At 39.4% G+C, this 26,169-nt stretch carries 27 protein-coding genes; 17 read left to right on the top strand and 10 right to left on the bottom strand.

All coding sequences use genetic code 11. From position 1 onward, the window contains the following. Nucleotides 1-34 precede the first annotated feature (34 nt). Nucleotides 35-1,228, top strand: coding sequence for a hypothetical protein (locus N7931_RS12195; RefSeq protein ID WP_262794405.1), 1,194 nt, complete (start codon nt 35-37; stop codon nt 1,226-1,228). 85 nt (nt 1,229-1,313) lie between these two features. On the opposite strand, the gene N7931_RS12190 is transcribed toward N7931_RS12195, so the two are convergent. Then, nucleotides 1,314-1,529 (bottom strand): SlyX family protein, encoded by a 216-nt coding sequence (locus N7931_RS12190; RefSeq protein WP_262794404.1) that lies wholly within the window; start codon nt 1,527-1,529, stop codon nt 1,314-1,316. Next, nucleotides 1,529-2,434, bottom strand: a complete 906-nt coding sequence (locus N7931_RS12185) for a WD40 repeat domain-containing protein (RefSeq protein WP_262794403.1) — start codon at nt 2,432-2,434, stop codon at nt 1,529-1,531. The genes N7931_RS12190 and N7931_RS12185 overlap by 1 nt, the downstream gene beginning before the upstream one ends. 229 nt (nt 2,435-2,663) lie before the next feature. Between N7931_RS12185 and fkpA the strand changes: the two genes are divergently transcribed. Beyond that, nucleotides 2,664-3,422: an FKBP-type peptidyl-prolyl cis-trans isomerase gene (gene fkpA / locus N7931_RS12180; protein ID WP_262794402.1), complete on the top strand. Its 759-nt coding sequence runs from the start codon at nt 2,664-2,666 to the stop codon at nt 3,420-3,422. A 77-nt stretch (nt 3,423-3,499) separates the two neighbouring features. Here the strand turns inward: fkpA and rsd are convergent, their stop codons facing one another. After that, nucleotides 3,500-3,976, bottom strand: a complete 477-nt coding sequence (gene rsd / locus N7931_RS12175; protein ID WP_262794401.1) for a sigma D regulator — start codon at nt 3,974-3,976, stop codon at nt 3,500-3,502. Between the two features lie 159 nt (nt 3,977-4,135). Between rsd and nudC the strand changes: the two genes are divergently transcribed. Together nudC and hemE are read left to right on the top strand one after the other, a co-directional pair. Further along, nucleotides 4,136-4,957, top strand: a complete 822-nt coding sequence (gene nudC / locus N7931_RS12170) for an NAD(+) diphosphatase (protein ID WP_262794400.1) — start codon at nt 4,136-4,138, stop codon at nt 4,955-4,957. A 181-nt stretch (nt 4,958-5,138) separates the two neighbouring features. Further along, nucleotides 5,139-6,206, top strand: coding sequence for a uroporphyrinogen decarboxylase (hemE, locus tag N7931_RS12165; protein ID WP_262794399.1), 1,068 nt, complete (start codon nt 5,139-5,141; stop codon nt 6,204-6,206). A gap of 158 nt (nt 6,207-6,364) precedes the next feature. Here hemE and sthA read toward each other — a convergent pair whose 3' ends face one another. Continuing rightward, a complete protein-coding gene (sthA, locus tag N7931_RS12160) occupies nt 6,365-7,813 on the bottom strand; it encodes a Si-specific NAD(P)(+) transhydrogenase (RefSeq protein ID WP_262794398.1) in 1,449 nt (482 codons plus the stop codon). Nucleotides 7,814-7,967: 154 nt separating this feature from the next. Further along, nucleotides 7,968-9,092, bottom strand: coding sequence for an acyl-CoA desaturase (locus N7931_RS12155; protein WP_262794396.1), 1,125 nt, complete (start codon nt 9,090-9,092; stop codon nt 7,968-7,970). Nucleotides 9,093-9,257: 165 nt separating this feature from the next. Here N7931_RS12155 and fabR point away from each other — a divergent pair, with 165 nt between their 5' ends. Then, entirely contained in the window at nt 9,258-9,875 is a 618-nt protein-coding gene (gene fabR / locus N7931_RS12150; RefSeq protein WP_262794395.1) for an HTH-type transcriptional repressor FabR, read from the top strand. Here fabR and trmA read toward each other — a convergent pair. After that, a complete protein-coding gene (gene trmA, locus N7931_RS12145; RefSeq protein WP_262794394.1) occupies nt 9,861-10,961 on the bottom strand; it encodes a tRNA (uridine(54)-C5)-methyltransferase TrmA in 1,101 nt (366 codons plus the stop codon). The two genes, fabR and trmA, sit on opposite strands and share 15 nt — an antisense overlap. Before the next feature lie 145 nt (nt 10,962-11,106). Between trmA and N7931_RS12140 the strand changes: the two genes are divergently transcribed. Then, nucleotides 11,107-12,432: a DUF5610 domain-containing protein gene (locus tag N7931_RS12140; RefSeq protein ID WP_262794393.1), complete on the top strand. Its 1,326-nt coding sequence runs from the start codon at nt 11,107-11,109 to the stop codon at nt 12,430-12,432. 17 nt (nt 12,433-12,449) lie between these two features. Here the strand turns inward: N7931_RS12140 and N7931_RS12135 are convergent, their stop codons facing one another. The 4 genes from N7931_RS12135 to folE2 form a co-directional block, all read right to left on the bottom strand. Continuing rightward, nucleotides 12,450-13,043 (bottom strand): 5-formyltetrahydrofolate cyclo-ligase, encoded by a 594-nt coding sequence (locus N7931_RS12135; RefSeq protein ID WP_262794391.1) that lies wholly within the window; start codon nt 13,041-13,043, stop codon nt 12,450-12,452. Nucleotides 13,044-13,126: 83 nt separating this feature from the next. After that, on the bottom strand, nt 13,127-14,542 hold the full coding sequence (locus N7931_RS12130; protein ID WP_262794390.1) for an FAD-dependent oxidoreductase: 1,416 nt from the start codon (nt 14,540-14,542) through the stop codon (nt 13,127-13,129). A gap of 10 nt (nt 14,543-14,552) precedes the next feature. Beyond that, a complete protein-coding gene (gene gltB, locus N7931_RS12125; RefSeq protein WP_262794388.1) occupies nt 14,553-19,016 on the bottom strand; it encodes a glutamate synthase large subunit in 4,464 nt (1,487 codons plus the stop codon). A gap of 353 nt (nt 19,017-19,369) precedes the next feature. After that, complete coding sequence (gene folE2, locus N7931_RS12120; protein WP_262794387.1) at nt 19,370-20,299, bottom strand: GTP cyclohydrolase FolE2; 930 nt, start codon at nt 20,297-20,299, stop codon at nt 19,370-19,372. A gap of 867 nt (nt 20,300-21,166) precedes the next feature. Between folE2 and rpsJ the strand changes: the two genes are divergently transcribed. Genes rpsJ through rpsQ form a run of 11 tightly spaced genes read left to right on the top strand, consistent with a single transcriptional unit; the run spans nt 21,167 to nt 26,135 of the window. Beyond that, nucleotides 21,167-21,478 (top strand): 30S ribosomal protein S10, encoded by a 312-nt coding sequence (gene rpsJ / locus N7931_RS12115; RefSeq protein ID WP_262794385.1) that lies wholly within the window; start codon nt 21,167-21,169, stop codon nt 21,476-21,478. A gap of 30 nt (nt 21,479-21,508) precedes the next feature. Then, nucleotides 21,509-22,147, top strand: a complete 639-nt coding sequence (gene rplC, locus N7931_RS12110; protein ID WP_262794384.1) for a 50S ribosomal protein L3 — start codon at nt 21,509-21,511, stop codon at nt 22,145-22,147. A 17-nt stretch (nt 22,148-22,164) separates the two neighbouring features. Beyond that, on the top strand, nt 22,165-22,770 hold the full coding sequence (gene rplD, locus N7931_RS12105; protein ID WP_262794414.1) for a 50S ribosomal protein L4: 606 nt from the start codon (nt 22,165-22,167) through the stop codon (nt 22,768-22,770). Further along, nucleotides 22,767-23,072 (top strand): 50S ribosomal protein L23, encoded by a 306-nt coding sequence (rplW, locus tag N7931_RS12100; RefSeq protein ID WP_262794383.1) that lies wholly within the window; start codon nt 22,767-22,769, stop codon nt 23,070-23,072. Before rplD ends, rplW begins: the two co-directional genes overlap by 4 nt. A 16-nt stretch (nt 23,073-23,088) precedes the next feature. Further along, the gene (rplB, locus tag N7931_RS12095) at nt 23,089-23,913 is read left to right on the top strand and encodes a 50S ribosomal protein L2 (protein ID WP_262794382.1); all 825 of its coding nucleotides are present in this window, start codon (nt 23,089-23,091) and stop codon (nt 23,911-23,913) included. Between the two features lie 17 nt (nt 23,914-23,930). Continuing rightward, nucleotides 23,931-24,209 (top strand): 30S ribosomal protein S19, encoded by a 279-nt coding sequence (gene rpsS, locus N7931_RS12090; protein ID WP_262794381.1) that lies wholly within the window; start codon nt 23,931-23,933, stop codon nt 24,207-24,209. A gap of 10 nt (nt 24,210-24,219) precedes the next feature. Continuing rightward, nucleotides 24,220-24,564, top strand: a complete 345-nt coding sequence (gene rplV, locus N7931_RS12085; protein WP_262794412.1) for a 50S ribosomal protein L22 — start codon at nt 24,220-24,222, stop codon at nt 24,562-24,564. Continuing rightward, nucleotides 24,564-25,280, top strand: a complete 717-nt coding sequence (rpsC, locus tag N7931_RS12080; protein WP_262794380.1) for a 30S ribosomal protein S3 — start codon at nt 24,564-24,566, stop codon at nt 25,278-25,280. The genes rplV and rpsC overlap by 1 nt, the downstream gene beginning before the upstream one ends. Beyond that, nucleotides 25,280-25,693, top strand: a complete 414-nt coding sequence (gene rplP, locus N7931_RS12075; protein ID WP_262794379.1) for a 50S ribosomal protein L16 — start codon at nt 25,280-25,282, stop codon at nt 25,691-25,693. The genes rpsC and rplP overlap by 1 nt, the downstream gene beginning before the upstream one ends. Then, nucleotides 25,693-25,884 (top strand): 50S ribosomal protein L29, encoded by a 192-nt coding sequence (gene rpmC, locus N7931_RS12070; protein WP_262794378.1) that lies wholly within the window; start codon nt 25,693-25,695, stop codon nt 25,882-25,884. The genes rplP and rpmC overlap by 1 nt, the downstream gene beginning before the upstream one ends. After that, nucleotides 25,884-26,135 carry a 30S ribosomal protein S17 gene (rpsQ, locus tag N7931_RS12065; RefSeq protein ID WP_262794377.1) on the top strand — a complete coding sequence of 84 codons (252 nt, stop codon included), beginning with the start codon at nt 25,884-25,886 and terminating at the stop codon, nt 26,133-26,135. Before rpmC ends, rpsQ begins: the two co-directional genes overlap by 1 nt. The last annotated feature ends 34 nt before the right edge of the window (nt 26,136-26,169 follow it).

Raw genomic sequence — 26,169 nt, 5'->3', positions numbered from 1 at the left:
CCGGAATCAAAATTAGAAAAATGAAGGAATTAAGATGAAATCTTTACCTATTATACTGTCAGCTTTAATTTTATTGTCTGCTTGTTCATCCAATAAATTATCTACCTCAGGAGTGGATAATTTAGCCAAACAGCAGGCTCTAAATTCAGATCAGACACCAGAGCAAGCAATTGAAGAGGCTCAGGATATTTTAGAGCAAGCAGCCAAAGACAAATTAGATTTTTATACCCCGCTGCACTTTAATAATGCACAACAAAGTTTAGCTTATATTGGCAAGCTTCAAACCGGTGAAGAAAAATCTAAAGAGTTAGGTAAAGAATTGGCGATTATCACCGCTGCATTTAAAACCAAAGAGCTGATTAATTCAGCCTATAAAACAAAACAACTGATTGAGCAAACTCTGGCTGATTCTCTTGCGCATATAGCAGTGTTGGATGAGCTAAATGTAAAAGCGGATTACCCAAAAACTTATACCGAAGTGCAAACTGATTTAGTTGATTTATTTAAATTAATCGAGCAGAAGAAAGTAGAAGATGCGCGTAAAGAGCAAAGCAAGTTATTGGCAGATATGGCTGAGTTAGAAATTAATACGTTGATTAAACGCCATGTTTCGCCAGCCGAGCGGGTTTTAGATAAAGCCGAAGATAATGATGCGGATGATTATGCCGAGCAAACATTTGAGCAAGCCGAGCAGGCGATTGCACAGGCAAAAGCTTTTATTAATAAAAATTATCGAGAGCGTGAACAGGTAAAACAAGTGAGTAAAAAAGCCCTGATTGCTGCTCAGCGAGCATTTAATATTGGCAAAGAATCATTGTCAATGGTGAAACTAAACGAAGAAAAAGCCGAACAAAAAGCGCTGGAAATGGAAAGTTTGATTAAAGTAATTCGTGATGCTATGCAAGCTAATGAAATTGAAGGATTAAGTATTCAGGAACAAGCCGCCGAATTAGCCGCTTTAGCCAGCTTAGGTTACCGCACACCTGCCGGTTTACAAAAAACACCAGCGCAAGCAAATCAAGCTGAGCAAACCGCAGATGAAACAGACAATGCTGATGATTCAGTATTAACACCGCTAGACTCAAGTTTTATGCGCTCTTTTGGTTCTGATACGGATTCTGATAACGCAGATTCGGATAACAACGAGGCTGACGCTGAGATTTCAACTCAAGATACAACTGAGTTAACAGAAACTGAAAGCGAAGTTGAAACAACAGAAGCCCCATAACACAGAGAAAACTCAATAACCTTGCCCAGTTTAACCTTGAGATGGTTAAACTGGGTATTGGTTTATCAGTTGGGGTTTAATCATTTTAATAATGTGGCGGAGGCGTTTCTTCAGAAAGCGGAGCAACAGACTCTGGCTGCATTTGCTGCACTTTTTTAGCAAATAAACTAAGCTGTTGTTGAAGGGTTATTAACTGTTGCTGCTGATCTATCAAAGCTTGGTTTAAACTGTTAATTGTATCTTCCTGAAAAACAAGTTGTGACTCCAAATTATCAATTCTTTGCTCTAAATCTTTACTCATTAAAACCGCCAGTATTCTGAGATGCCAGATGAAGCATCACTCACTAAATGTGTATTATCAACAAATGCCAGACTATAAACCAGAGCTCCGTTGAGCGGATTATCTGGTTTTACGGCAACTTGCCATTGTTTGAGCAGTTTACCAGTTTGTACATCCCAAAGCATTAATTGTCTGTCAGGTGAACCGGTTGCTAACTTAGTATTATCTGGCGAAAAACGGGCAACAGAATAACTTTTTTGGTGATGTTCAGCATTTAATCGGCAGATCTCTTTTCCTGTCAAACTATTATAAATGCTAGCAAACCTATTGCTACTTACAAATAGATAGCGTTTATTGGAGCTAATTGCGATTTGAGTAATTCTTTCTGGGTGGACAAATCGTTGAATGATTTTCTGGCTATTAATATCCCACAAGAGCGCAGTGTAATCATTACTGGCAGAAAGCGCCCAAATATCGTCTGCCGACAGCGCGATTTGGTTAATTTTTTCGCTATGACCAAAAAAAATGTGTTGTTCTTGAGTTTTGGGGTTGAATATTAAAATATCGCCATTACTTTTACCTAGTAAGATTTTTGAGCCTGATCGGGTGACCGCTATGTCTCGTATATTTGAATCTTTTACTTGCCAGTAGCCAATATTTTTGCCACTGTGCATGTCCCATAATGAAAATTCTGATTGTGATGCGGTTACTGCAAACCCGTTACCGGAACTAATATGGGTGAGGTAAACAGGCTTGCTTTCATTGGAACTTTGTTGCCAGATATAAGTCAGAGCTTTTTCTTGCATGTTCCATAGCTGAACTTTGGTATTTTGCGATACGATAAGCCAGTCAGCATCGCTAGAAAAATAACTATCCGTTGAGCCTTGTTTAGCGTGTTGAAATGCACTAAGTGGTTTTGATGACACAGATGGTTGGCAGGCGCAGAGTAAAATTGAAAGCAAGAACAAAAAAATAAGGTTAACTTTCTGAAATATCATTTTATTTTCATTGTTAATCATATAGATACAGGTAGTATAACGGACTTTCTAATTTAAATTAGAAAGTTAATGTGTTTGGGATATAAAAAGTTTAATACAGGTTTAGCAAGATAGCGTAAACCGTATGTATAAAATTAAGCAAATTGGAGTATTTTAGATGCAAAAATTAGGCATGGTCAGTGTGTTGGCTGCCGCTTTAGCAATGGCTGGTTGCGGTGAAAAAACAAACACAGAAACCGCTCAAGCAGATTCTCAGCAAACTCAACAAAAAGAGGCAGTTACATTGCAAAATATGACAGAAAAGCAAGCTTATGGCTTAGGTGTTAACTTTGGTGCTCAACTTAAAGCAACCGTAGAGCAAATCAACTCTGTTGGTTTATCTTTAGATATGGACATGGTTAAAAAAGGGGTTGAAGACTCTTTAGCCGGTAGTCCAGCTTTATCTGAACAAGAGATTCAGGCAGCAATGCAAGAGCTTCAACAGCAGCACCAACAAATGGAAACTGCTAAGCGCGAAGAAGAAGGCAAAAAATTCCTTGAAGAAGGTGAAAAATTCTTAGCTGAAAATGCTAAAAAAGAAGGTGTAAAAACAACTGAGTCTGGCCTTCAATACGAAGTAGTTGAAGCTGGTGAAGGTGAATCACCAAAAGCAACTGATACCGTTAAAGTTCATTACACTGGTACTTTAATTGATGGTACTAAATTTGACAGCTCTGTTGATCGTGGCGAGCCAGCTACTTTCCCATTAAACCGTGTTATTCCGGGTTGGACTGAAGGTGTTCAATTAATGAAAGTAGGTTCTAAGTATCGTTTCTACGTTCCTTACAACTTAGCTTATGGTGAGCACGGTACAGGTGGTATTCCTCCGTATTCAACATTAATTTTTGATGTAGAGTTAATCTCGATCGAAGGTTAAGTAGAAGGTTAATTTAATCGTATAAACTAAAAAAGCCGCTTTTGCGGCTTTTTTTATGGCTATAATCTTGAGTTGATTTAAGCTACTTCGCTATGTTTTGTATAAAGCGTATGAATTAGCTGATCTTCGTAACCAAATCTGTCTTCTAACGCTTCAACCAACTGAGATAAATCAGTTGAAAAAGTTGACCAGTCTGTATCATCATTGGCTTCTGCATACTTATCATTAAAGTTAAGTGCAATATCTGTAGTTACATTTATTTTTGGCCAAAGGCGTCGGGCTAACTCTAAGCTTTCACCGCCATGAGTCTCACATTTAGAAGCAATGTCATCAAACACTTCAAAATGACCGGCAGATAAATAATCAACCATAACCTGACAAAATTCTACGATATCTGCATTGTTTATTGCATTTTTGGCTGCTTCGCCATTAGGTAGAATACCTGCTAATTTACAATAACGAACTAATAGTTCCCGTCTTTCTTCTAACCAATTGTCGATTGCTTTATTAGCGCCGCCGTATTTTTGTTGTACTTGTTTTAATTCAGACAACATAATTAAATCCTACCTTCTTTGGGGTTTTGCCATAGCTATATCTAACGTGATTAACGCAGAAAAAGCAATATAGCTAAATCAATTTAAGTAAAAATATGGTAAAAATATACAGCTAATATACCTTGTTTTGTTTAAAAAATTAATACTGTTTGACGTAATATGCAGATAAATCAACTTGTAACTATTGATTTTCATCAACCGGCTTTTTGGATTATTGTTCGAAATGATGAAATTTTTGTCAGCCAAGACGCCCCTTTTATCCCGTTGTATCAGGCGTCTGACATCTTTAACGCCATTAATGTTAAAAAAGCTACTTTTCTTGGGCAATATGCGAATCATAATGTATTTATGCTTAAAGCTTCGCAAGTTGCAATTAAGCCTGAGATTTTAGGTGAATTTGTTGAATTAAGAGACTTTATTACTGAGTGTGACTTTGAGTTATTTGGTTTTGCGGCAAAAGCGATTCAGTTTTTACACTTTCTGGATACGCATAGGTTTTGTGGGCGCTGTAGCCAGAAAATGAAGCATGTGGGTTGGGAGATGGCGATGCAGTGTAAGCAATGCGCCCATCGATGTTATCCAAGACTTTCACCTTGCGTTATTATGGCGGTAGTCAAAGGCGACTCACTGTTATTAGCGGTTAATAAAAAAAGCCGTTCGGGGCGTAGCTCCATTTTAGCTGGTTTTGTTGAACCGGGGGAAACATTAGAGCTGGCCGTTGCACGCGAAGTATATGAAGAAACCGCAATTGAAGTTAAAAATATTCAATACTTTTCAAGTCAGGCATGGCCATTTCCGCATCAGTTAATGGTTGGGTTTATTGCTGAATATCACAGCGGTGAAATAAAGGTAGATGAAAAAGAAATTTTGCACGCAGACTGGTATAATCTTAATGATTTGCCGGAAACGCCGGGTATTTATTCAATAGCAGGTCAGTTAATTGAATTTGTTAAGCATCAGAAACAAAAAAGCCTTACATAAGTAAGGCCTAAAATTAGTGCTTGAGGTCCCGTAAACGAGCTTCTTGTTCTTGTCTTCACTAGCGCGGGATTATTTATATCAAAACGATTTATCGTTTGCAACAAAAAATATACTTTTTTTTAATTTATGTAATTTTAATGTGGTTTGCGGGTGGTTTTGCAAACTCTGTATAGGAATAAATATGAGCTCACTTAAAAACAGACGTTATTTAGATGCATTACTTAAAAAGCCAGTTGACCGAACGCCAGTTTGGATGATGCGTCAGGCAGGCCGTTATTTACCAGAGTACAGAGAAGTTCGCTCACAGGCAGGTGACTTTATGTCATTATGTAAAAACCCTGAACTTGCATGTGAAGTTACATTACAGCCATTAAGACGCTACCCGTTAGACGCGGCTATTTTATTTTCAGATATTTTAACAATTCCAGATGCAATGGGACTTGGTTTATATTTTGAAACTGGAGAAGGTCCTAAGTTTGAAAAAACCGTACAGTCTTTAGCTGATGTTAAGTCACTTAAAAATCTTGATTCTAATCGTGATTTAAAATACGTAATGGATGCGGTGACCACGATTCATAAAGCTTTGGATGGTGATGTTCCTTTAATTGGCTTTTCGGGTAGCCCTTGGACTTTGGCAACTTATATGGTTGAAGGTGGCAGTACCCGTCAGTTTGCAAAAATCAAAAAAATGGCTTATCAGTCGCCTGAAATTTTGCATGCTTTATTAGATAAACTAGCTGTATCTGTGATTGATTATTTGAATGCTCAAATCGACGCTGGTGCTCAAGCTGTGCAGATTTTTGATACTTGGGGTGGGGTATTAAGCCAAAAAGACTATGCTGAGTTCTCGCTAGATTATATGGCGAAAATTATAGATGGTTTAAACTTAACCAAAAATGGTGAGCGTGTACCTGTTGTATTATTTACCAAAGGTGGCGGGTTATGGCTTGAAAGCATTGCTGCAACTGGTTGTGATGGTGTTGGTTTAGACTGGTCAATTGATATTGGTGACGCCAGACGTAGAGTGGGTGATAAAGTAACCTTGCAAGGTAATATGGATCCTGCTTATTTACATGCAACACCGCAAAAGATTCGAGAAGAAGTTGAACGTATTTTAGCGAGTTTTGGCAACGGGACTGGTCATGTATTTAATTTAGGGCATGGTATTACGCCAGATGTTTCACCGGAAAATGCAGGTGCATTTATTCAGGCAGTTACTGAGTTAAGCGGTAAATATCACCAAAAGTAGTTTATTTAGTTGATGAATAGCTTCAAGAATTTGTCGACAAAGCTTAGATTAAGATAAAATGATTTGTAATAAAAAAGCCAATCAACAGATTGGCTTTTTTGATTAACAGTCAAATATTTCGGGGTGTGGAAAACAATATTGGCTATTGTTTTCCTTTTTTAAAAAAGTCGATTTAACCCGTTTAATGCTGCTACACGGTAGGCTTCGGCCATTGTTGGGTAGTTAAATGTGGTATTCACAAAGTATTCAACTGTGTTAGCTGCACCTTTTTGTTGCATTATGGCTTGTCCGATATGAATGATTTCGGATGCGGCTGTACCAAAACAATGTATGCCTAAAATCTCTTTAGTATCTGGATGGAATAAAACTTTTAAACCGCCAATTGTTGAGTTAGCAATTTGTGCGCGTGCAAGATGTTTAAATTGCGCTTTGCCCACTTCATAAGGAATTTTAGCTGCGGTTAATTCTTGCTCTGTTTTACCAACTGAACTGATTTCTGGAATGGTATAAATACCGGTTGGAATATCCTCAATTAAATGTGAGTGTGTTTCACCCTGCGTAATAAAATTGGCACATAAGCGGCCTTGATCGTAAGCTGCGCTCGCTAAGCTCGGATAACCTATTACATCACCAACGGCAAAAATGTTATCAATTTCGGTTTGATAATGTTGATCTACTTTAAGCTGCCCTCTGCCATCCGCTTTTAAACCGACAGCAGATAAATTGAGTTTATCTGTATTACCGGTTCGGCCATTGGCAAATAATAAACAATCGGCTTTAAAGCGTTTGCCTGATTTAGTTTTTAAAACCACGCCGTCATTTTGGCAGGTAATGCTGGCATATTCTTCGCCATTGCGAATCACAGTGCCACTATTGCCTAAGTGATAACTGATAGCGTCAGAAATTTCATTATCCAAAAACGACAGTAGGCGTTCGCGGGTATTAATTAAATCTACTTTTACTCCTAACCCACGGAAAATACTGGCATATTCAGAACCAATAACCCCAGCACCATAAATGATTATGGTACGTGGGTCGTGGTGAAGTGATAAAACGGTATCACTGTCATAAATTCGGCCAGAATTAAAATCGACATCGGCAGGGCGATATGGACGAGAGCCAGTTGCGATAACGATATTTTTAGTGGTTAATGACTGGCTTGAGCCATCGTCATGAGTAATTAAGATGGTGTGCTTATCTTGAAATGAGGCTTCGCCTTTTAAAACCGTGACCCTGTTTCTTTTATAAAAGCCTGCTCTTAAATGAGTTTGCTGGCGGATTACCCCTTCTGCGTGTCTTAAAATCTGCGGAAAAGTCAGGTGTTTTTCACGGGTATTATCGCTAAATAAAGGGTTATGGTTAAAGTCGATTAATTGCGATACAGATTGGCGAAGAGCCTTAGATGGAATTGTACCCCAGTGAGTACAGCCACCACCCACTGATGAGTGTTTTTCGATTATTGCTACTCTTAAACCGGTTTTAGCCAGCCCCATGGCTGCACCTTCGCCACCCGGGCCAGTTCCAATTACGATAGCATCATAATCAAACTGAGTTTTGGTATCTGAATTATGAGCGGTTGAAGGTTTTGATTTTTTTTCAGTAGTCACAAGCAGTCTCATCCTATTGCTGAAATTATTCTACCTATTCTAGCGTATAGATATGACATTTACTGAGAAAAATATCAATAAGATCAATAAAATTTAAGCTTTATTCATATAGGCTAATGTGAGTAGATATATCTATATATCTACTTCTACATCTTTACGCAGTTTGGAGTGTAAGGTTAAACTTCAAAAAAAGTTGTTTCTGTTCATTTAGTTTTTGCTTAAGCTCTAAAAACTGTAGATAAATATCAGAAGTTCGATAATCGGCTTCTAATTTTTGTTTTTTAAATTCAATCAGCTGTTTTTTGGCAGTGTAAAAAGCACTCATCCGGCTGATTAATATTTCATACTCGGCTTCCAACTTCTCAAGCAATACATGATGGTGTGGGTGTTGAGTTAAATGTTCACGCATTAATTGCATTTTATGTTTGGTTTTAGCTTGCTCGATTCTTTCTTCGCTCGCGGTTCTAAGTTTGTGGGTTAAACCTAACCAGCTTAATGATTTTATAAACCATTTGGTTGGATCAAAATGCCACCATTTAATACCGTTGCGGTAATCGTACTCAAACGTATGATGGAAATTATGATAGCCTTCGCCATAAGTTAAAAACGCAAGCCATGCGTTATCTCTGGCGGTGTGAGCGTTAGTATAAGTTTGTTTTCCCCAAATATGTGCCAGCGAGTTAATAAAAAATGTAAAGTGATGGCTCAATACTAAACGTAATACTCCAATACTCAATAAGCAGGCGATGACTCTGTCGGTGATTAAACCAATGGCGAGCGGGATACCAAAGTTGGTGATAATTGCTAGTGGTACATAATATTTATGCTGCCAGACAACAATTTTATCTTTTTGTAAATCTTTACAATTATTATAGTTTTTGTATTCATCACCCTGATATTCACGCAGCATCCAGCCAATATGAGAATGCCAGAAACCACGTTTGGCACTGTAGGGATCTCTATCGTTATTATCAACATGCTTATGATGATTTCGGTGATCTGAACTCCAGTGCAGTATGCTGTTTTGCAAAGCAAAAGCGCCGCCAATTGCTAAAACAAATTTAACCAATGGATGAGCGTCGTAAGTTTTGTGTGACCAAAGTCGATGATAACCCGCGGTGATCGACATGCCACAAAAACCTAAACATAAAATGGTTGCGACAATTTCGGTTAGGGTAAACCCAACGGTGAAAGCGTACCAAGGCACTAACAATAAAGCGATAAGGCCTGTAATTAAAAATATGCTTAAATTAAGCCATGAGATTGGAGCTTTTTTCATGCTTTCCTCAAGAGGTAAAAATAATTTTACTATTTCTGGCGTACAAGTGTACGCTAAAAATAAATAAAAACCTACCCAAGCTGACAAAATTTAAGCTAGCTGTTAAGTAATTGGTTAAATTGGCTTATGATATAAATTCACTTTATTTATTGTTAAGACAGTTTTATGCCCGGTGTAAGAGCGCAGCAAAAAGAAAAAACCAGACGAGCGTTAATTCAGGCTGCATTTAAGCAATTATCTGCGAATCATGATTTTTCAAATTTAAGTTTGCGTGAAGTCGCCCGTGAAGCCGGGATTGCGCCCACCTCTTTTTACAGACATTTTAAAGATTTAGATGAGTTAGGTTTAACTTTAGTTGATGAAGCTGGATTATTGCTCAGGCAGTTAATGCGCTCAGCCCGACAAAGAATTGCGCTTGAAGGTTCGGTTATTAATACTTCGATAGAAACTTTTATGGACTTTTTAACCACTCATGAAAGTGAATTTAGAATTTTATTACAAGCCAGATCCGGTACATCAGATGATTTTAGAGCTGCGGTATCGCGTGAAATTATGCATTTTATTGCTGAGCTAAGCGATTATATTAGCCAGTCGCAAAAATGCAGTCATGATTTTGCGTTTATTCAGGCCGAAGCTATGGTTAAGCTGGTTTTTAATGCTGGGGCAGAAGTGATTGATATGGCTGAAGAGCAGCGCCGTTTAGTGGCTGATCGCTTAGCGATTCAGCTCAGATTAATTACAAACGGGGCTGCGGTAACGATTAAACAGTTATCTGCGAGTTAGCCAAACACCGGTTTCGATATGGTGGGTATAAGGAAACTGGTCGAATAAAGTTAAATCTTTAATTTGGTGCGTTTGCTGTATGTCCAGCAGGTTATCTTTTAATGTTTCAGGGTTACACGAAACATAAATAATGTTATCGAATTTTTTGACCAGTTCGACGGTTTGTTGATCTAACCCTGCGCGAGGCGGATCAACCAAAATAGTATTAAACTGATAAGCCGATAAATCTAATTCTTTTAATGATTTAACCGCTTTTCCATCAAAATAAGCAGCCGAAAAATCTTCGGCTGAAGACTGCCCGATAATGGTATTGCTTATCTGATTAACCGTTAAATTATGCTGGGCTGATTTGACTGACGTACGGGCAATTTCAGTTGCCAGCACTTTATTAAAATATTTAGCAAGTGCAATGCTAAAATTACCGTTACCACAATATAGCTCAAGCAAGTCGCCATTTAGCTGCGCACTAATCGAACTGGCCCATTCAAGCATTGCTTGATTAATTAAGCCATTTGGCTGAGTAAAGCTGTTTTCAACTTGTTGATAGCTATAGGTTTGACCTGCAACAGTTAATTTTTCGGTGACATAATCTTGCTCAACCAACACTTTTTGTTTTCGGGCGCGGCCAATTATATTAACCGGAGCAATTTGATTAAGTGTTTGTTTAAGGGCTTTTGCTTCTGCTAACCATTTATCATCTAATTTTTTATGATAAATCAGGCTGACTAATGCTTCGCCACTTAATGTTGTTAAAAAATCAACCTGATAAAGTTTAAAACGCAAAGTCTCGTTTGCTAAAAAGTAGTTACGAACAGCTTGCATTAATTGGTTGAGCAACTCAGAGCCGGGAATAAAATAATCAACTCTGAATTTTTCTTTTGTGGCCGGATCAAACATTATATAAAAGCTGTCATCATCTTGATGCCAAACTCTAAACTCTGCTCTGAGCCGGTAATTTTTATTTGGGGATGCAACCAGATTGGTTTTGGCGGGTAAATTCAAACCATTAAACAGGTTCAGAGTTGTTTGCTGTTTTTCCTGTAAAAGGGCGTCATATTGACTAATATCGATTTGATCTACTCGCATTCTGCTACCACTTGCTGAAAAAAGGCGTATTGTACTGAGTTGAAAAGTGAATGCCAGTTTATAATGTGCTTATTCAAAAAAAATGATTAAATTTTATTCGTTTTTGGCCGATATAAAATAAGGTAGTGATTTAAGGGTTAATGCAATGGATATTTCAAACGTAAAATCGAATCTGGCCAATAATACCAACTCGGCAGAATCGTCTAAAAAAACGATACCGCAGCAAGCGGCTGACGCTAAAAATTCAGCCCAGTCTGCTCAAGCTAAACAAGCAGAATCAGCCGTTGAGATTCACCTGCAAAGCTTTTCTAAACAGCAGCTCAATATGACTATTTTACATAGTTCTTTAGCCAGCAATCTGGAAGGATTTTCTGCTAATGCGAGCAAAGCATTAAAGCCATTTGAAATTCCGACGATTAAAGAAAGCGATAACCAATCTTTATTCGATTTTGAGGAAGTTGCTAAAAATGTCCTTAATTTTGTTGAGGGCGCATTAACCAGTGCCGCAAAAAGTGGAGCTTCGCAAGATGAGTTAAACGAAATGCTCCAGCAAGCCCGAAAAGGGGTTGAGATGGGCGTTAATGCGGCTCGTAAAGAGCTTGGCATAGATAAAGACAGTGAAGACGAACTAGCAACAGGTATTAACAAAGCGCACGAGTTAATTAATCAACGTTTGGATGATTTATATAAAAAATTTAATCCAGATGAAGAGGAAAGCACATCAGCAAGCTCGGTTGAATATAGCAGTGAATACAAACAGGAAAATAATGGCAGTATCTCTTTGCAAACTAAAGAAGGGGATACAGTTAATATTAGCTTTGCTAGCATTCAGGCTTATCAACAGCAATTACAGCAACAATCGTTAACACAAGTAAACCAGAATGGTGAGACTCAAAGCAGCCAGCAAACACAGTGGAATCAGGCTTATTTTCAATCTAATAGTTTTGCATTCTCAGTTGAAGGTGAGTTAAACGAAGATGAACTCAAAGCAATTGGCGATTTGGTTAATCAGGTTACTAAAGTATCAGGCTCATTTTATCAGGGTGATGTGCAAGCTGCTTATCAGCAAGCTCAAAAACTAGGGTTTGATGATGAGCAAATTAGTCATTTTGCGATGAATTTGTCGCAAAAAACTTATGCTAGCCAAAGTTATAGTGCGGTAAGTAATTATCAATCTAACCAGCAAAATAAAGCAGACTTACCACAAACGGTTAAACAACCGCTTAATGATTATGTGAAAGATTTAATGGACCTGGTTGAAAAACGTCAACAAAACTTGGCCGAAGAGCAGGATTTAGAATCTATAGTTAATCAGGTATTTAATCAGCAGTTTAAGTTAACCGGTAATGAGTTGATTGATGTGGTGAATCGTTTTAATCACTTTAATCAAAAAATACTCAATAGTGACGAATTAGTGCCAACTCAAACTAAAACAGAAGTGGTAGAGCCTGATACCAATTCGGAGCAATAAAGGTTAAATCCATTACCTCAACTTAGGTCTCTACGTGGGAATATTATCTGAGTTGGGGTAATTAACATATCAAGCGGCACATCCCAAGTTTCGGTGGGTAAAGCGTCAAGCTGCTGGCAGTCGTGAGCTAGTCCAATGCGTTTTTGTTGAGGATGAGCATTGGCAAAGGTTCTGTCATAAAATCCACCACCCATTCCCATTCGGTTTCCCTGAGCATCAAAAGCTACTAAAGGCAAAAATATAATATCCAAATTATTGACCGGACAAATGGTTTGAGCGTTCAATTTTGGCTCAGCTATGCCAAACTTGTTATGAGTTAACGCTGTGGTTTGATTATATTCAAAAAAAGCCAGATAGTTTTTGGCAAAAGGGTGGAGCACTGGCAAATAAACCTTTGCATTTTGCTGCCAGACAAATTCAATAATAGATGCTGGGTTTAGTTCGCCATCGTTGGTTAAATAAACGGCCACTTTGCTGTCTGGCTTTATTAACTCAAGTTGGGCAACTTGTTGCTTAACTGCTATTTGGGCTGCGCTTTGTTGCACCTTACTCAAGGCTTGACGTTTTGCTCTGATCGTTTGTCTGATTTGTTGGCGTTCAATTTTACTCATGCTTAAACCTTATTTAGGACGGGTCAGACAGATACAAAAAAGCCGACAAATGTCGGCTTTTTTTCGTTTAGGTTAATTGAGAATTAAATCTCTAAATAATCTAAAATACCTTCGGCTGCTTTACGGCCTTCGTCAATTGCAGTTACAACTAAGTCAGCGCCACGAACCATATCACCACCAGCAAAGATTTTTTCATTAGCGGTTTGATATTTGAATGTTGAATCAGCAGACGCTTTTACACGATCCCACTGGTCTAACTCAACACCATAATCTGCTAACCAAGGTGCAGGATTTGGCTGGAAACCAAATGCAACTACTACCGCATCACATTCGATAACGTGTTCTGATCCTTCAACTTTTTCAGCACGGCGACGACCATTTGCATCTGGTTCACCCATTTGAGTTTTAACAAACTCAATGCCAGTTGCTTTGCCGTTAGCATCTACTTTCACACCAATTGGTTGTAAGTTAAATACGAAGTTTACACCTTCTTCACGTGCATTTTGAACTTCACGACGTGAACCCGGCATGTTGGCTTCGTCACGACGGTAAGCACAAGTTACTTCAGTTGCACCCTGACGGATAGACGTACGAACACAGTCCATTGCTGTATCACCACCACCTAACACGATAACTTTTTTGTCTTTCATGTCGATGAATTCTTCTGGTGATTTTTCAAAACCGATTTGGCGGTTTGTATTAGCAATTAAGAAAGGTAATGCGTCATATACACCTTGCGCGTCTTCGTTTTCGAATCCGCCTTTCATGTATTTATATGTACCCATACCTAAAAATACAGCGTCGTATTGGTCTACTAATTCTTGGAATTGAACGTCTTTACCTACTTCTGTATTTAAAACAAATTCAATACCCATGTTTTCAAAGATTTCACGACGTAAAGTCATAACATCTTTTTCTAACTTAAATGCAGGAATACCAAAAGTTAATAAGCCACCAATTTCAGGATATTTGTCGAAAACAACTGGTTTTACACCGTTACGAACTAATACATCCGCTGCTGCTAAGCCAGCAGGGCCTGCACCAATAATCGCAACTTTTTTATCCGTTTTTACAACTTGTGACATATCCGGACGCCAGCCCTGTTTAAAGGCTGTGTCAGTAATGTATTTTTCAATTGAACCAATGGTTACAGCGCCAAATTCAGCATTAAGTGTACATGAACCTTCACATAATCTGTCTTGTGGACAAACACGACCACAAACCTCAGGTAAACTGTTGGTTTTATGTGATAGTTCAGCGGCTTCCCAAATACGACCTTGGTTGGCTAAATCTAACCATTGTGGAATATAGTTGTGAACTGGACATTTCCATTCACAGTATGGGTTACCACAGTCCAGGCAGCGATCTGCCTGGCCAGCAGCTTGTTCACCGCTCATAGGTTCGTAAATTTCTACGAACTCAATTTTACGCGTGTTAATCGGCTTCTTTGGCGGATCAATACGCTCTACATCCATAAATTGATATACGTTTTTGCTCATCTGCTTCTCCTTACTTGATCTCAACTCTTAGCTCATCAGAAGAACGACTGATGTGACCAAGTAAGTTATTTACGTCATTTGCTTTTGGCTTAACCAATTTAAACTTAGGTAAATAAGCATTAAAGTTTGCAAGAATATCTTGCGCTCTTTCACTGCCTGTTTCTTCAAAGTGTTGATTAATCAAACCACGTAAGTGTTCTACTAAAATTGTTTTATCAGCAAATTCTGTTGCTTCAACCAGTTCTTTGTTTAGTTTGCTGGTTAGGTCATTGTTTTCATCTAAGATGTAAGCAAAACCACCAGTCATACCCGCACCAAAGTTAACACCTACTGTACCTAAGATAGCCATGATACCGCCGGTCATATATTCACAGCAGTTATCACCAGTACCTTCAACAATAGCTGTTGCACCAGAGTTACGAACACCAAAACGTTCACCTGCACGACCAGCTGCAAATAATTTACCGCCAGTTGCACCGTATAAACAGGTATTACCAACAATTGCACTTTCATGTGATTTATAGCTAACGCCTTTATGTGGACGCACAACTAGCTTACCGCCAGCCATACCTTTACCAACATAGTCGTTTGCATCACCGGTTAAAATAAGATTTAAACCGCCAGCATTCCAAACCCCAAAACTTTGACCGATAGCACCGGTTAAGTTAATTGTGATTGGGTTTTGATTCATACCACTATTACCGTGATGTTTAGCAATTTCACCACTTAATAATGCACCAACTGAACGGTCGGTATTTTTAACTGAATAGCGGAATACACCACCAGATTTGCTGGCAACTGCGTCTTTACAATCAGCTAAAATTTGTTTGTTTAGTAATGCTTCATCGTAAGGTGGATTTTTTGCTTCAGTACAGTGACGGGCTGTTGCTGCTGAAGGTACGTTATCCACTAATAAAGGTGATAAATCTAAACGTTGTTGCTTAACTGTTTCGCCTTCTAAGATTTCTAATAAATCAGTACGGCCAATTAAGTCGTCAAATTTAGCTACACCTAACGATGCCATGATTTCGCGAACTTCTTGCGCGATAAAGCGGAAGTAGTTCTCTGCCATTTCTGGTAAACCGTGGAAGTTATTCTCACGTAATTTTTCGTCCTGTGTTGCAACACCTGTTGCACAGTTATTTAAGTGACAAATACGTAAGTATTTACAACCTAAAACAATCATAGGACCAGTACCAAAACCAAAGCTTTCAGCACCTAATAACGCCGCTTTTACTACGTCTAAACCTGTTTTTAAGCCACCATCTGTTTGCAGGCGTACTTTATGGCGTAGGTTGTTTTCAACAAGTGCTTGTTGAGTTTCTGCAACCCCTAATTCCCATGGTGAACCTGCGTATTTTACCGATGTTAATGGGCTAGCTGCTGTACCGCCGTCGTAACCCGATACGGTAATTAAATCAGCATAAGCTTTAGCAACACCTGTTGCGATAGTACCAACACCTGGTTCAGATACTAATTTAACTGAGATAAGCGCAGTTGGGTTAACTTGTTTTAAGTCAAAAATTAACTGAGCTAAATCTTCAATAGAATAAATATCATGATGCGGTGGTGGTGAAATCAAAGTAACACCCGGTACAGAGTAACGTAACGTTGCAATGTATGGATTAACTTTATCACCTGGTAACTGACCACCTTCACCTGGTTTTGCACCCTGAGCGACTTTAATTTGGATAATACTTGCGTTAACTAAATAATGCGGAGTTACACCAAAACGACCAGAAGCAACCTGTTTAATTTTTGAGTTTTTCTCTGTACCGTAACGCTTAGGGTCTTCACCACCTTCACCAGAGTTTGAATTACCGCCTAAACGGTTCATTGCAATGGCTAGTGCTTCGTGAGCTTCTGGGCTTAATGCACCAATTGACATCGCCGCAGTATCGAAACGTGGGAATAAGTTTTCCGCAGCTTCTACTTCGCTAACATCAATTGCATTACCGGCTTTAACACCTAATAAATCACGAATACAAGCAACCGGACGTTTGTTAACTAAATCAGAGAATACTTTGTAATCTTCATAGTTACCTGATTTAACGGCTGTTTGCAGTGTAGTAACCACATCTGGGTTATAGGTATGATACTCTTCACCGTGAACAAATTTTAATAAGCCACCGTGTGTCATTTTCTTACGTGGTAACCAAGCAATACGCTCAAGATTAATAATATCTTGTTCAAAATCTGAAAAATCAGAACCTTGGATTCGGCTAGTTACACCACGGAAACATTTTTCCATAACCTCGTTATTGATACCGATTGCTTCAAACAGTTGAGAACAACGATAACTGGCAACAGTCGAAATACCCATTTTAGACATAATCTTAAATAGGCCTTTACCAATACCTTTACGATAGTTACTGATTGCTTTTTGAGGATCAATCTCAAGTGCTTTTTGCTCAACCAATTGCTCGATTGTTTCATAAGCAAGATAAGGGTAAATCGCTGTAGCACCTAAACCAATTAATACTGCGAAGTGATGTGGGTCACGCGCAGATGCAGTTTCAACCACAATGTTGCTGTCACAACGTAATTGATTTTCAATTAATGCTTGCTGTAATGCACCTACCGCCATAGCCGCAGGAATTGGCAAGTTGCCTTTTGTAATATCTTTATCTGATAAGATTAAAATAACTGCTTTGCGCTCACGAACCGCTGTTACTGCCTCAGCAACAACACGATCAATTGCTTGAGTTAGTTTTTCTTGCTGTGGATTGTAATTTAAGCTGAAACTTTCAGATGCATAATATTTTGCTTCTAAAGCTTTAAGCTGAGCTAAATCTGTATTCGTTAATACAGGTGATTCAAACAATACCCTATGAGCATGTCCAGTTGTTTCACTGAATACGTTTTGCTCACGGCCAATACAAGTTTGTAAACTCATTACATGGTTTTCACGTAATGGGTCAATTGGCGGGTTAGTTACCTGAGCAAACATCTGACGGAAATAATCGTAAAGCGTACGTTGTTTACGAGACAATACCGCCATAGGTGTATCATCACCCATAGAGCCCACAGCTTCTTGACCATTAATCGATAATACTTTAATTACCTGATCAATTTCTTCATAGCTGTAGTTAAATAATTTATGGTAAACCGCTAGCTCTTCATTATTAAAGTTACGATGACCCGCTTTAGTGGTTTCACAAGCTTCATAAGGTGTTAAATGTTGAATGTGACCATCTAACCATTTTCTGTACGGATGGCGATCTTTTAGATCTTGGTCAATTTCATTGGTGCGCCATAGCTGACCTGTTTTTGTGTCAACGGCTAACATTTCACCCGGACCTACACGGCCTTTTTCAACTACTTCATCAGGCGAGTATTCCCAGATACCAACTTCTGAAGCAAGCGTGATAAAACGGTTTGAAGTAATAACATAACGTGCCGGACGTAAACCATTACGGTCAAGGTTACAGGCAACATGACGACCATTGGTTAATACGATACCGGCTGGGCCATCCCAAGGTTCCATGTGCATAGAGTTAAATTCATAGAAAGATTTAAGCTCTGGCGACATATCAGGGTTGTTTTGCCATGCAGGCGGCACTAATAAACGCATCGCACGGAATAAGTCCATACCACCAGCTAATAATAGCTCTAGCATGTTATCTAGTGAAGATGAATCCGAACCATCAGTATTTACGTAAGGTGCAGCTGTTTCCATATCCGGTAGGATAGGGGAAGAAAACTTGCTTGTACGCGCTTGTGACCATTGACGGTTAGCTTTAATCGTATTGATTTCACCATTATGCGCTAAGAAACGGAATGGTTGCGCTAGTTTCCAGCGAGGTAAAGTATTGGTCGAGAATCTTTGGTGGAATACACAAATAGCTGACTGCATACGAAGATCGGCAAGATCTTGATAAAATGCAGGTAAGTCAGCAGGCATAACCAAGCCTTTGAATACAGTGACTAAACCAGATAAGGTCGCAATGTAGAAATCATCGTCATTCACTCGTTTTTCGATACGACGACGCGCAATATATAAACGACGCTCTAAATCTACATCTTTCCAACCAGTAGGCGCATTTACAAAAACTTGTTCAAAACGAGGTAATTGAGAAGCGGCTATTTCACCCAAAATTTCAGGGTTAGTAGGCATAACTCGCCAGCCAACAACAGTCAGAGTTTCTCTTTCAAGTTCCTCTTCAATAATTGCTCTGGCTGCAGCTGATTTTTCATTATCTTGACTTAAAAATACCGTACCCACGCCATAATTAGACGCAAGTTTCCAGTTATTTTCTTCTGCAATTGCTCTAAAGAAGGTGTCTGGTTTTTGCATTAATAAACCACAACCATCACCTGTTTTTCCATCAGCAGCAATACCACCGCGATGTTTCATTCGATCTAACGCGCTAATCGCGGTACGAACCAATTTATGGCTCGCTTCGCCATCCATATGCGCAATTAGGCCAAAACCACAGTTGTCTTTTGCTTGGCTAGCGTCATATAGTTTCATCAAAACCTCCGAGGCCCACGGTTTCCGCTAGCTTGATCGGGGTCTTTTTTAGCGAACCCGAGAGCTTAGGTTTAACCATGTAAATTTTCATTCAGTAATTTTTTCGACAGAACCTAATACAATAACTATTTATTATAAAAAGATCAATCTAAGACTTGTACGTTAAAGATGCAGTGTAACCACCGTTGATTAAATTACATCTCATTAAATTGCAGTTAAAATCTGCAATTGTGTTGCTAAAGTTAACTAAATTGCGGTTAACTTGTTTTTCCATTTTTTAAACTATTTTTTATCTATAGATATATAAGTAAAAATTCTTAGTGAATATTTATTCGGTATCCATAGATAAAAATTTAATACGGCAAGTAGCCGTCTGCTATTCCTTTGGTTGAAACACTAACTGCATCGTGTGCATGTAATGATTCAAAATGGTTTACTCTTACCCAAAAATCAGTGAAAGCCGGAACACTGTTTAAAGCATGCTTTAAACGACGGCCTGCATCTTCACAAAACATTAGGTTTTGGCCGTTCAAACGGGCAAACTCTTGCTCATCTTCACGTTTAACAGCTGCTTGAACAGGGGTTTTTAAAGCGCCTTCAACTAAGTTGATAATATCTGTAATCGGGAAATCTTGAACTTCCTGACTCAGTTTTACTTTAACTTCGGCTGTGCTACGCTGGCTATGAGGTGTAGCAACTATTCCTTCCGTTGTTCCTAGCCATTGATGCACTAATTCACTGTCTATCTGGTTCTGTCCGCTGAACTTTTCTTCAAAAGCTTTTTGAATGAGTTGGCGAGCCAGCGCTGCTGAGCATGGACAAGTTGACGAATAAGGGACATCAATTTTCATTTCAACATGAGTTTCGCCATTTCTCACACAGCCAATAATCGTAATTGGATACGCTTTCCAACCTTGTTTTCCGCTAATTAATGATTTGCGGCGCATGTGGTAATCAAAACTAAATTTGATATAAGCTTTGTCGCTTAATTCTTCATGGCTGGCAATAAAATTAGCTAACAATTCAACTAAAGACGCTTTGGTTAAACTGCCTTCTGTTGATAGTTGATCAAGTAACAAATAAAGCCTAGACATATGAATACCTTTGGCTTTAGCTTGGATAAGGTTAACGAAAGCTTCAACTTTTGCGCTTACAGGGCGTATAGCCTCTCCTTTTGCTTCAACCATGACAGGCACTTCAATTTCACTCATTCCAACCCAATCCAGAACACCTTCGTGTTGAGCTGAAGATTGGTTGGCTACGTCAGGCATAGAAGTTGGCATTGACTCTCCAATTTACTTTGAATTAAGACAGTGTTTGAAAAAAGGGCGCACTTTATACCACAAAATTGAGTATTTTGATTGGATTTTTTTCAAACAGTATTTCAGCGGGTTTGTTTAATGCCATTTTACCACTTTTATTGCACGGCTTAAAACCCAAACAAAATAGGGTATTTATTAAGCTGAAAGCCAGCTAATTAATGAATGTATTAGTAATGTGGAAGGAAAATGGCTTTTGTTTCTCTTATATTTGAATCTCTGATGTCTGATAATTGTTCGATAGATTATGAATCGCGCTAGATGTATTGACGGTTGCGGATTTGAATGCTCATTTAGATTAATAAAAGTAATAAGTATATAGTAGTGCCCGTCAGCTAAATCATTTAAGTTTCTATCAGCTAGCTAATGACAACTACCGTAAGTACCCTTTATATATCTAATATAGCTATCATTTAAAACTTCTATCGTTCCTATCAAAGTTCTGAGCGGTTGAGATCGCCTTGTTGATCAAGCTTTAGCCGGTTTTATGCCTGTAGCATTGAGCGCTTAAATGGCAAACTACAGATATAATTAACCATTTAAAACTAAGCTCAATCAGAAAAGCGAAGAAAATCTATTGTTTTAACCAAACAAAAGTTGCACATAATAAAAATATTTGTATAATACGCCACCACCGCTTATAGGGTACGCCCTGATTTAGATTTAAAGCGGCTCATTAATTAAAATTTACGGTTTAGCCGTTTAGTTAATGTGAATACAACGACTCCAATTGTGAGTCAACATGACACGAACTCACCCACTTTACATAAATGAAAGTAAGGTTTGGGCGGGTTTAATTTATTTCGTTCTTTATTTACTGGAGCTTGGTCAATGCCAAATCAAAGAATTCGCATTCGATTGAAAGCATTCGATCATCGTCTGATTGACCAATCAACGATGGAAATTGTTGAAACAGCAAAACGTACCGGCGCACAAGTGCGTGGTCCGATCCCTTTGCCAACTCGCAAAGAGAAATTCACTGTTTTGATCTCACCTCACGTTAACAAAGATGCTCGTGATCAATACGAAATTCGTACTCACAAGCGTATGTTAGACATTGTAGAGCCAACTGAAAAAACAGTTGATGCGTTGATGAGATTAGACTTGGCTGCAGGCGTTGATGTTCAAATCAGCCTTGGCTAACCAGCAATTTGAAAGTAAGAGGTTATTAACATGGCTATTGGTTTAGTCGGACGTAAAGTTGGTATGACTCGTATCTTCACTGAAGATGGCGCTTCTGTACCAGTTACGGTTATCGAAGTTGAAGCCAACCGTGTCACTCAGGTTAAAACTGTCGAAACTGACGGTTACCGTGCACTTCAGGTTACCACCGGTACTAAAAAAGCAAATCGCGTAAACAAACCTACAGCGGGTCACTTTGCTAAAGCAAATGTAGAAGCTGGTCGTGGTTTATGGGAATTTCGCTTAGGTGATAACGAAGGCGAGGGCATTGAAGTTGGTGCTGAAATCAAAGTTGATATCTTAACTGATGTTAACAAAGTAGATGTTACTGGTACGTCTAAAGGTAAAGGTTTCGCTGGTGCTATCAAACGTTGGAACTTCCACCGTCAAGATATGACACACGGTAACTCATTATCTCACCGTGCTCCTGGTTCAATTGGTCAAAACCAATCACCTGGTAAAGTATTCAAAGGTAAGAAAATGAGTGGCCACATGGGTGCTGAGCGTGTAACGACTCAAAACCTAGAAGTGGTTCGTATTGATGCTGAGCGTAACTTAGTATTAGTTAAAGGTGCTATCCCAGGCGCTACTAATAGTGACGTTATCGTTAAACCGGCTGTTAAAGCCTAAGTCAAAGGAGACAGATGATGGAATTAGCATTAAAAGACGCATCTGGCGCGCTTACAGTTTCTGAAGCGACCTTTGGACTTGAGTTTAACGAAGCACTCGTTCACCAAGTGGTTGTTGCTTATGCAGCAGCGTCGCGTCAAGGTACTCGTAAGCAAAAGACTCGTGCTGAAGTGACTGGTTCTACTAAGAAACCATTCCGTCAAAAAGGTACAGGTCGTGCACGTGCTGGTACAGTTAAAAGCCCAATTTGGCGTTCAGGTGGTGTGACTTTCGCAGCTCGCCCACAAGATCACAGCCAAAAGGTAAACCGTAAAATGTACCGCGGTGCAATCCGTAGCATTTTATCTGAATTGATCCGTCAAGATCGTTTAGTTGTTGTTGAGCAGTTCTCTGTTGAAACACCAAAAACTAAAGCACTTGCGGCTAAGTTAAACGAATTAGAATTAAAAGATGTTCTAATCGTAACTGAAGAGATTGAAGAGAATTTATTCTTAGCGGCTCGTAACTTAGTTAAAGTTGACGTTCGTGACACTCAAGGTATCGATCCAGTTAGCTTAATTGGTTTTGAAAAAGTTTTAATTACTGCTGGTGCAGTGAAAAAACTTGAGGAGGCGTTAGCATGATCAGTCAAGAACGTTGTCTAAAAGTTATTTTAGGTCCTCACATCTCTGAGAAAGCAACTGTAACTGCTGAAACTGAAAATACAATCGTATTTAAAGTATTGAAAGATGCTACTAAAGCAGAAATCAAAGCAGCTGTAGAATTACTTTTTGAAGACGTGAAAGTTAAAAGCGTTCGCACATTAAACGTGAAAGGTAAAACTAAGCGTTTTGGTGCTCGTTTCGGTCGCCGTAGCGATTGGAAAAAAGCTTATGTCACGTTAGCCGAAGGCAGTGAATTAGATTTCATTGGCGGCGCTGAGTAATAGGAGGATATGAATCATGGCTATAGTTAAGTGTAAGCCTACATCTCCGGGTCGCCGCCACGTAGTTAAAGTGGTTAACCCTGAGTTGCACAAAGGTGCACCATACGCTCCTTTGCTTGAAAAGAACTCTAAGTCAGGTGGTCGTAACAACAATGGTCGTATCACGGTACGTCATGTTGGTGGTGGTCACAAACAGCACTATCGTGTAATCGACTTTAAACGTAACAAAGACGGTATTCCGGCTAAAGTTGAGCGTTTAGAATACGATCCAAACCGTAGTGCAAACATCGCATTAGTATTATATGCAGATGGTGAGCGTCGTTACATTCTTGCGCCTAAAGGTGTAAGTGCTGGTGACGCAATCGCTTCTGGTGTTGATGCACCAATCAAAGCGGGTAATGCTTTACCAATGCGTAATATTCCAGTTGGTTCAACTGTACACGCGGTAGAATTAAAGCCTGGTAAAGGTGCTCAATTAGCACGTTCTGCTGGTGCTTATGCACAAATCGTTGCTCGTGAAGGCACTTATGTAACTTTACGTTTACGCTCTGGTGAGATGCGTAAAGTATTAGCGGATTGCCGTGCAACTGTTGGTGAAGTAGGTAATGCTGAGCATATGCTTCGTCAATTAGGTAAAGCGGGTGCTTCGCGTTGGCGCGGTGTGCGACCTACTGTTCGTGGTGTTGCAATGAACCCGGTTGATCACCCACATGGTGGTGGTGAAGGTCGTACTTCTGGTGGCCGTCATCCAGTATCACCTTGGGGTACACCAACCAAAGGTTACAAAACGCGTAAAAATAAGAGTACTGATAAATATATCGTACGTCGTCGTTCTAAATAATTTTGTGAGGAAACACCATGCCACGTTCTCTCAAGAAAGGTCCATTCATTGACCTACACTTGTTGAAGAAGGTTGAAACAGCGGTGGAAAGTGGGGCCAAGAAACCTATTAAAACTTGGTCACGTCGCTCAATGATCATTCCTGATATGATTGGTTTGACCATCGCTGTCCATAATGGCCGTCAACACGTTCCTGTGTTTGTAACTGATGAAATGATCGGTCACAAATTAGGTGAATTTGCGCCAACTCGTACTTATCGCGGCCATGCTGCTGATAAAAAGGCGAAGAAAAAGTAAGGGGTAAATGATGGAAGTTTTAGCTAAACACAAATTTGCCCGCCTTTCTCCACAGAAAGGTCGCTTGGTCGCTGACCAAGTGCGTGGTTTACCAGTTGCACAGGCTTTAGACATCTTGACGTTCAGCCCTAAAAAAGGTGCTGACTTAATCAAGAAAGTATTAATGTCTGCTATCGCTAATGCGGAGCACAACGAAGGTGCTGATATCGACGAATTATTCGTTGGTAAAATCTTTGTTGATGAAGGTCCGGTTATGAAACGCATTCGCCCTCGTGCGAAAGGCCGTGCAGACCGTATCATCAAGCGCACCAGCCACATCAGTGTGGTTGTTTCAGATAGCAAGGAGAAGAAGTAATGGGTCAGAAAGTTCATCCTACCGGTATTCGCCTTGGTATCACTAAACCTTGGAGCGCTACTTGGTATGCAGATTCTAACGAATTCGCTTCTACTTTAAGCAGTGACTTACAAGTACGTAAGTACTTAACAGCAGAACTTAAAAAAGCGTCTGTATCACGTATCGTGATCGAGCGTCCTGCTAAAAGTATCCGTGTAACGATTCACACAGCTCGTCCTGGTATCGTAATCGGTAAAAAAGGTGAAGACGTTGAAAAATTACGCCTAAAAGTAGCTCAATTAGCGGGTGTACCTGCGCAAATTAACATTAGCGAAGTTCGTAAACCTGAACTAGACGCTCAGTTAGTTGCTGAAGGTATTGCTGGCCAATTAGAGCGCCGTGTTATGTTCCGTCGTGCTATGAAGCGTGCGGTACAAAACGCAATGCGTTTAGGTGCTAAAGGTATTAAAGTTGAAGTAAGTGGTCGTTTAGGCGGCGCTGAGATCGCTCGTTCAGAGTGGTATCGTGAAGGTCGTGTACCGTTACACACATTACGTGCGGACATCGACTACGCTACAGCAGAAGCTTTAACCACTTACGGTATCATTGGTATTAAAGTTTGGATCTTTAAAGGTGAAGTTTTAGGTGGTTTACCTTTAGCTAACCAAGTTGAAGAGCCAAAGAAAAACGACCGTAAACCTAAGGGTAAAAGTCGTAAGCCGCAAGGAGACCGATAATGTTACAGCCAAAAAGAACCAAGTTTCGCAAGCAGTTTAAATTGCGCAACCGTGGTAATGCTACTACTGGTAACAAAGTAAGCTTCGGTACCTATGGCTTAAAAGCTACTGAACGTGGTCGTATGACTGCGCGTCAAATTGAAGCAGCTCGTCGTGCTATGACTCGTCATGTTAAGCGTCAAGGTAAAATCTGGATCCGTGTGTTCCCAGACAAGCCAATTACTAAAAAGCCGCTTGAAGTACGTATGGGTAAAGGTAAAGGTAGTGTTGAATATTGGGTATGCCAAATTCAACCGGGTCGCGTTTTATATGAAATGGAAGGTGTTCCAGAAGCGCTTGCTCGTGAAGCTTTTGCTTTAGCTGCTGCTAAGTTACCATTTAAAACAACCTTTGTAACTCGAACGGTGATGTAATGAACGCGAACGAATTAAAAGACAAATCAGTTGAAGAATTGAAAGCTGAACTTTTAGAATTGTTACGTGAGCAATTTAACTTACGTATGCAAAAATCAACAGGTCAACTTTCACAAACTCATTTACTGAAGCAAGTTCGTCGCAATATTGCACGTGTAAAAACTGTGTTAAATAGCAAGGCAGGTGCGTAATGAGCGAAGCAACTATTCGTACACTTCAAGGGCGTGTAATTAGTGACAAGATGGATAAATCAATTGTTGTTGCAATTGAACGTTTCGTAAAACATCCAATTTACGGAAAATTTATTCGTCGTACAACTAAGATCCATGCTCACGATGAGAATAATTCTTGTAGCCAAGGCGATATCGTAAGTATTCGCGAGTGTCGTCCAATTTCTAAGACTAAGTCTTGGACTTTGGTTGAGATCGTAGAAAAAGCTTAATTTATTGTTTTAGCTTAAAATTTGAAAAATGGCT

Source organism: Catenovulum sp. 2E275 (assembly GCF_025515275.1).
Classification (GTDB): Bacteria; Pseudomonadota; Gammaproteobacteria; order Enterobacterales; family Alteromonadaceae; genus Catenovulum.
The sequence above is the reverse complement of the archived record's forward strand: the minus strand, read 5'-3'. Positions and strand labels throughout refer to the sequence as shown.

Excerpts from the sequence above, each read along its gene's own strand:
- rsd (WP_262794401.1), bottom strand. The coding sequence starts at position 3,976 with ATGTTGTCTGAATTAAAACAAGTACAACAAAAATACGGCGGCGCTAAT.
- rplV (WP_262794412.1), top strand. The coding sequence starts at position 24,220 with ATGGAAGTTTTAGCTAAACACAAATTTGCCCGCCTTTCTCCACAGAAA.
- rplC (WP_262794384.1), top strand. The coding sequence starts at position 21,509 with ATGGCTATTGGTTTAGTCGGACGTAAAGTTGGTATGACTCGTATCTTC.
- nudC (WP_262794400.1), top strand. The coding sequence starts at position 4,136 with ATGCAGATAAATCAACTTGTAACTATTGATTTTCATCAACCGGCTTTT.
- rplW (WP_262794383.1), top strand. The coding sequence starts at position 22,767 with ATGATCAGTCAAGAACGTTGTCTAAAAGTTATTTTAGGTCCTCACATC.
- folE2 (WP_262794387.1), bottom strand. The coding sequence starts at position 20,299 with ATGCCAACTTCTATGCCTGACGTAGCCAACCAATCTTCAGCTCAACAC.
- N7931_RS12155 (WP_262794396.1), bottom strand. The coding sequence starts at position 9,092 with ATGAAAAAAGCTCCAATCTCATGGCTTAATTTAAGCATATTTTTAATT.
- N7931_RS12130 (WP_262794390.1), bottom strand. The coding sequence starts at position 14,542 with ATGAGCAAAAACGTATATCAATTTATGGATGTAGAGCGTATTGATCCG.
- N7931_RS12135 (WP_262794391.1), bottom strand. The coding sequence starts at position 13,043 with ATGAGTAAAATTGAACGCCAACAAATCAGACAAACGATCAGAGCAAAA.
- N7931_RS12195 (WP_262794405.1), top strand. The coding sequence starts at position 35 with ATGAAATCTTTACCTATTATACTGTCAGCTTTAATTTTATTGTCTGCT.
- hemE (WP_262794399.1), top strand. The coding sequence starts at position 5,139 with ATGAGCTCACTTAAAAACAGACGTTATTTAGATGCATTACTTAAAAAG.
- rpsC (WP_262794380.1), top strand. The coding sequence starts at position 24,564 with ATGGGTCAGAAAGTTCATCCTACCGGTATTCGCCTTGGTATCACTAAA.
- rpmC (WP_262794378.1), top strand. The coding sequence starts at position 25,693 with ATGAACGCGAACGAATTAAAAGACAAATCAGTTGAAGAATTGAAAGCT.
- N7931_RS12140 (WP_262794393.1), top strand. The coding sequence starts at position 11,107 with ATGGATATTTCAAACGTAAAATCGAATCTGGCCAATAATACCAACTCG.
- fkpA (WP_262794402.1), top strand. The coding sequence starts at position 2,664 with ATGCAAAAATTAGGCATGGTCAGTGTGTTGGCTGCCGCTTTAGCAATG.
- fabR (WP_262794395.1), top strand. The coding sequence starts at position 9,258 with ATGCCCGGTGTAAGAGCGCAGCAAAAAGAAAAAACCAGACGAGCGTTA.
- rplD (WP_262794414.1), top strand. The coding sequence starts at position 22,165 with ATGGAATTAGCATTAAAAGACGCATCTGGCGCGCTTACAGTTTCTGAA.
- rplP (WP_262794379.1), top strand. The coding sequence starts at position 25,280 with ATGTTACAGCCAAAAAGAACCAAGTTTCGCAAGCAGTTTAAATTGCGC.
- rpsS (WP_262794381.1), top strand. The coding sequence starts at position 23,931 with ATGCCACGTTCTCTCAAGAAAGGTCCATTCATTGACCTACACTTGTTG.
- trmA (WP_262794394.1), bottom strand. The coding sequence starts at position 10,961 with ATGCGAGTAGATCAAATCGATATTAGTCAATATGACGCCCTTTTACAG.
- rplB (WP_262794382.1), top strand. The coding sequence starts at position 23,089 with ATGGCTATAGTTAAGTGTAAGCCTACATCTCCGGGTCGCCGCCACGTA.
- rpsJ (WP_262794385.1), top strand. The coding sequence starts at position 21,167 with ATGCCAAATCAAAGAATTCGCATTCGATTGAAAGCATTCGATCATCGT.
- gltB (WP_262794388.1), bottom strand. The coding sequence starts at position 19,016 with ATGAAACTATATGACGCTAGCCAAGCAAAAGACAACTGTGGTTTTGGC.
- rpsQ (WP_262794377.1), top strand. The coding sequence starts at position 25,884 with ATGAGCGAAGCAACTATTCGTACACTTCAAGGGCGTGTAATTAGTGAC.
- N7931_RS12190 (WP_262794404.1), bottom strand. The coding sequence starts at position 1,529 with ATGAGTAAAGATTTAGAGCAAAGAATTGATAATTTGGAGTCACAACTT.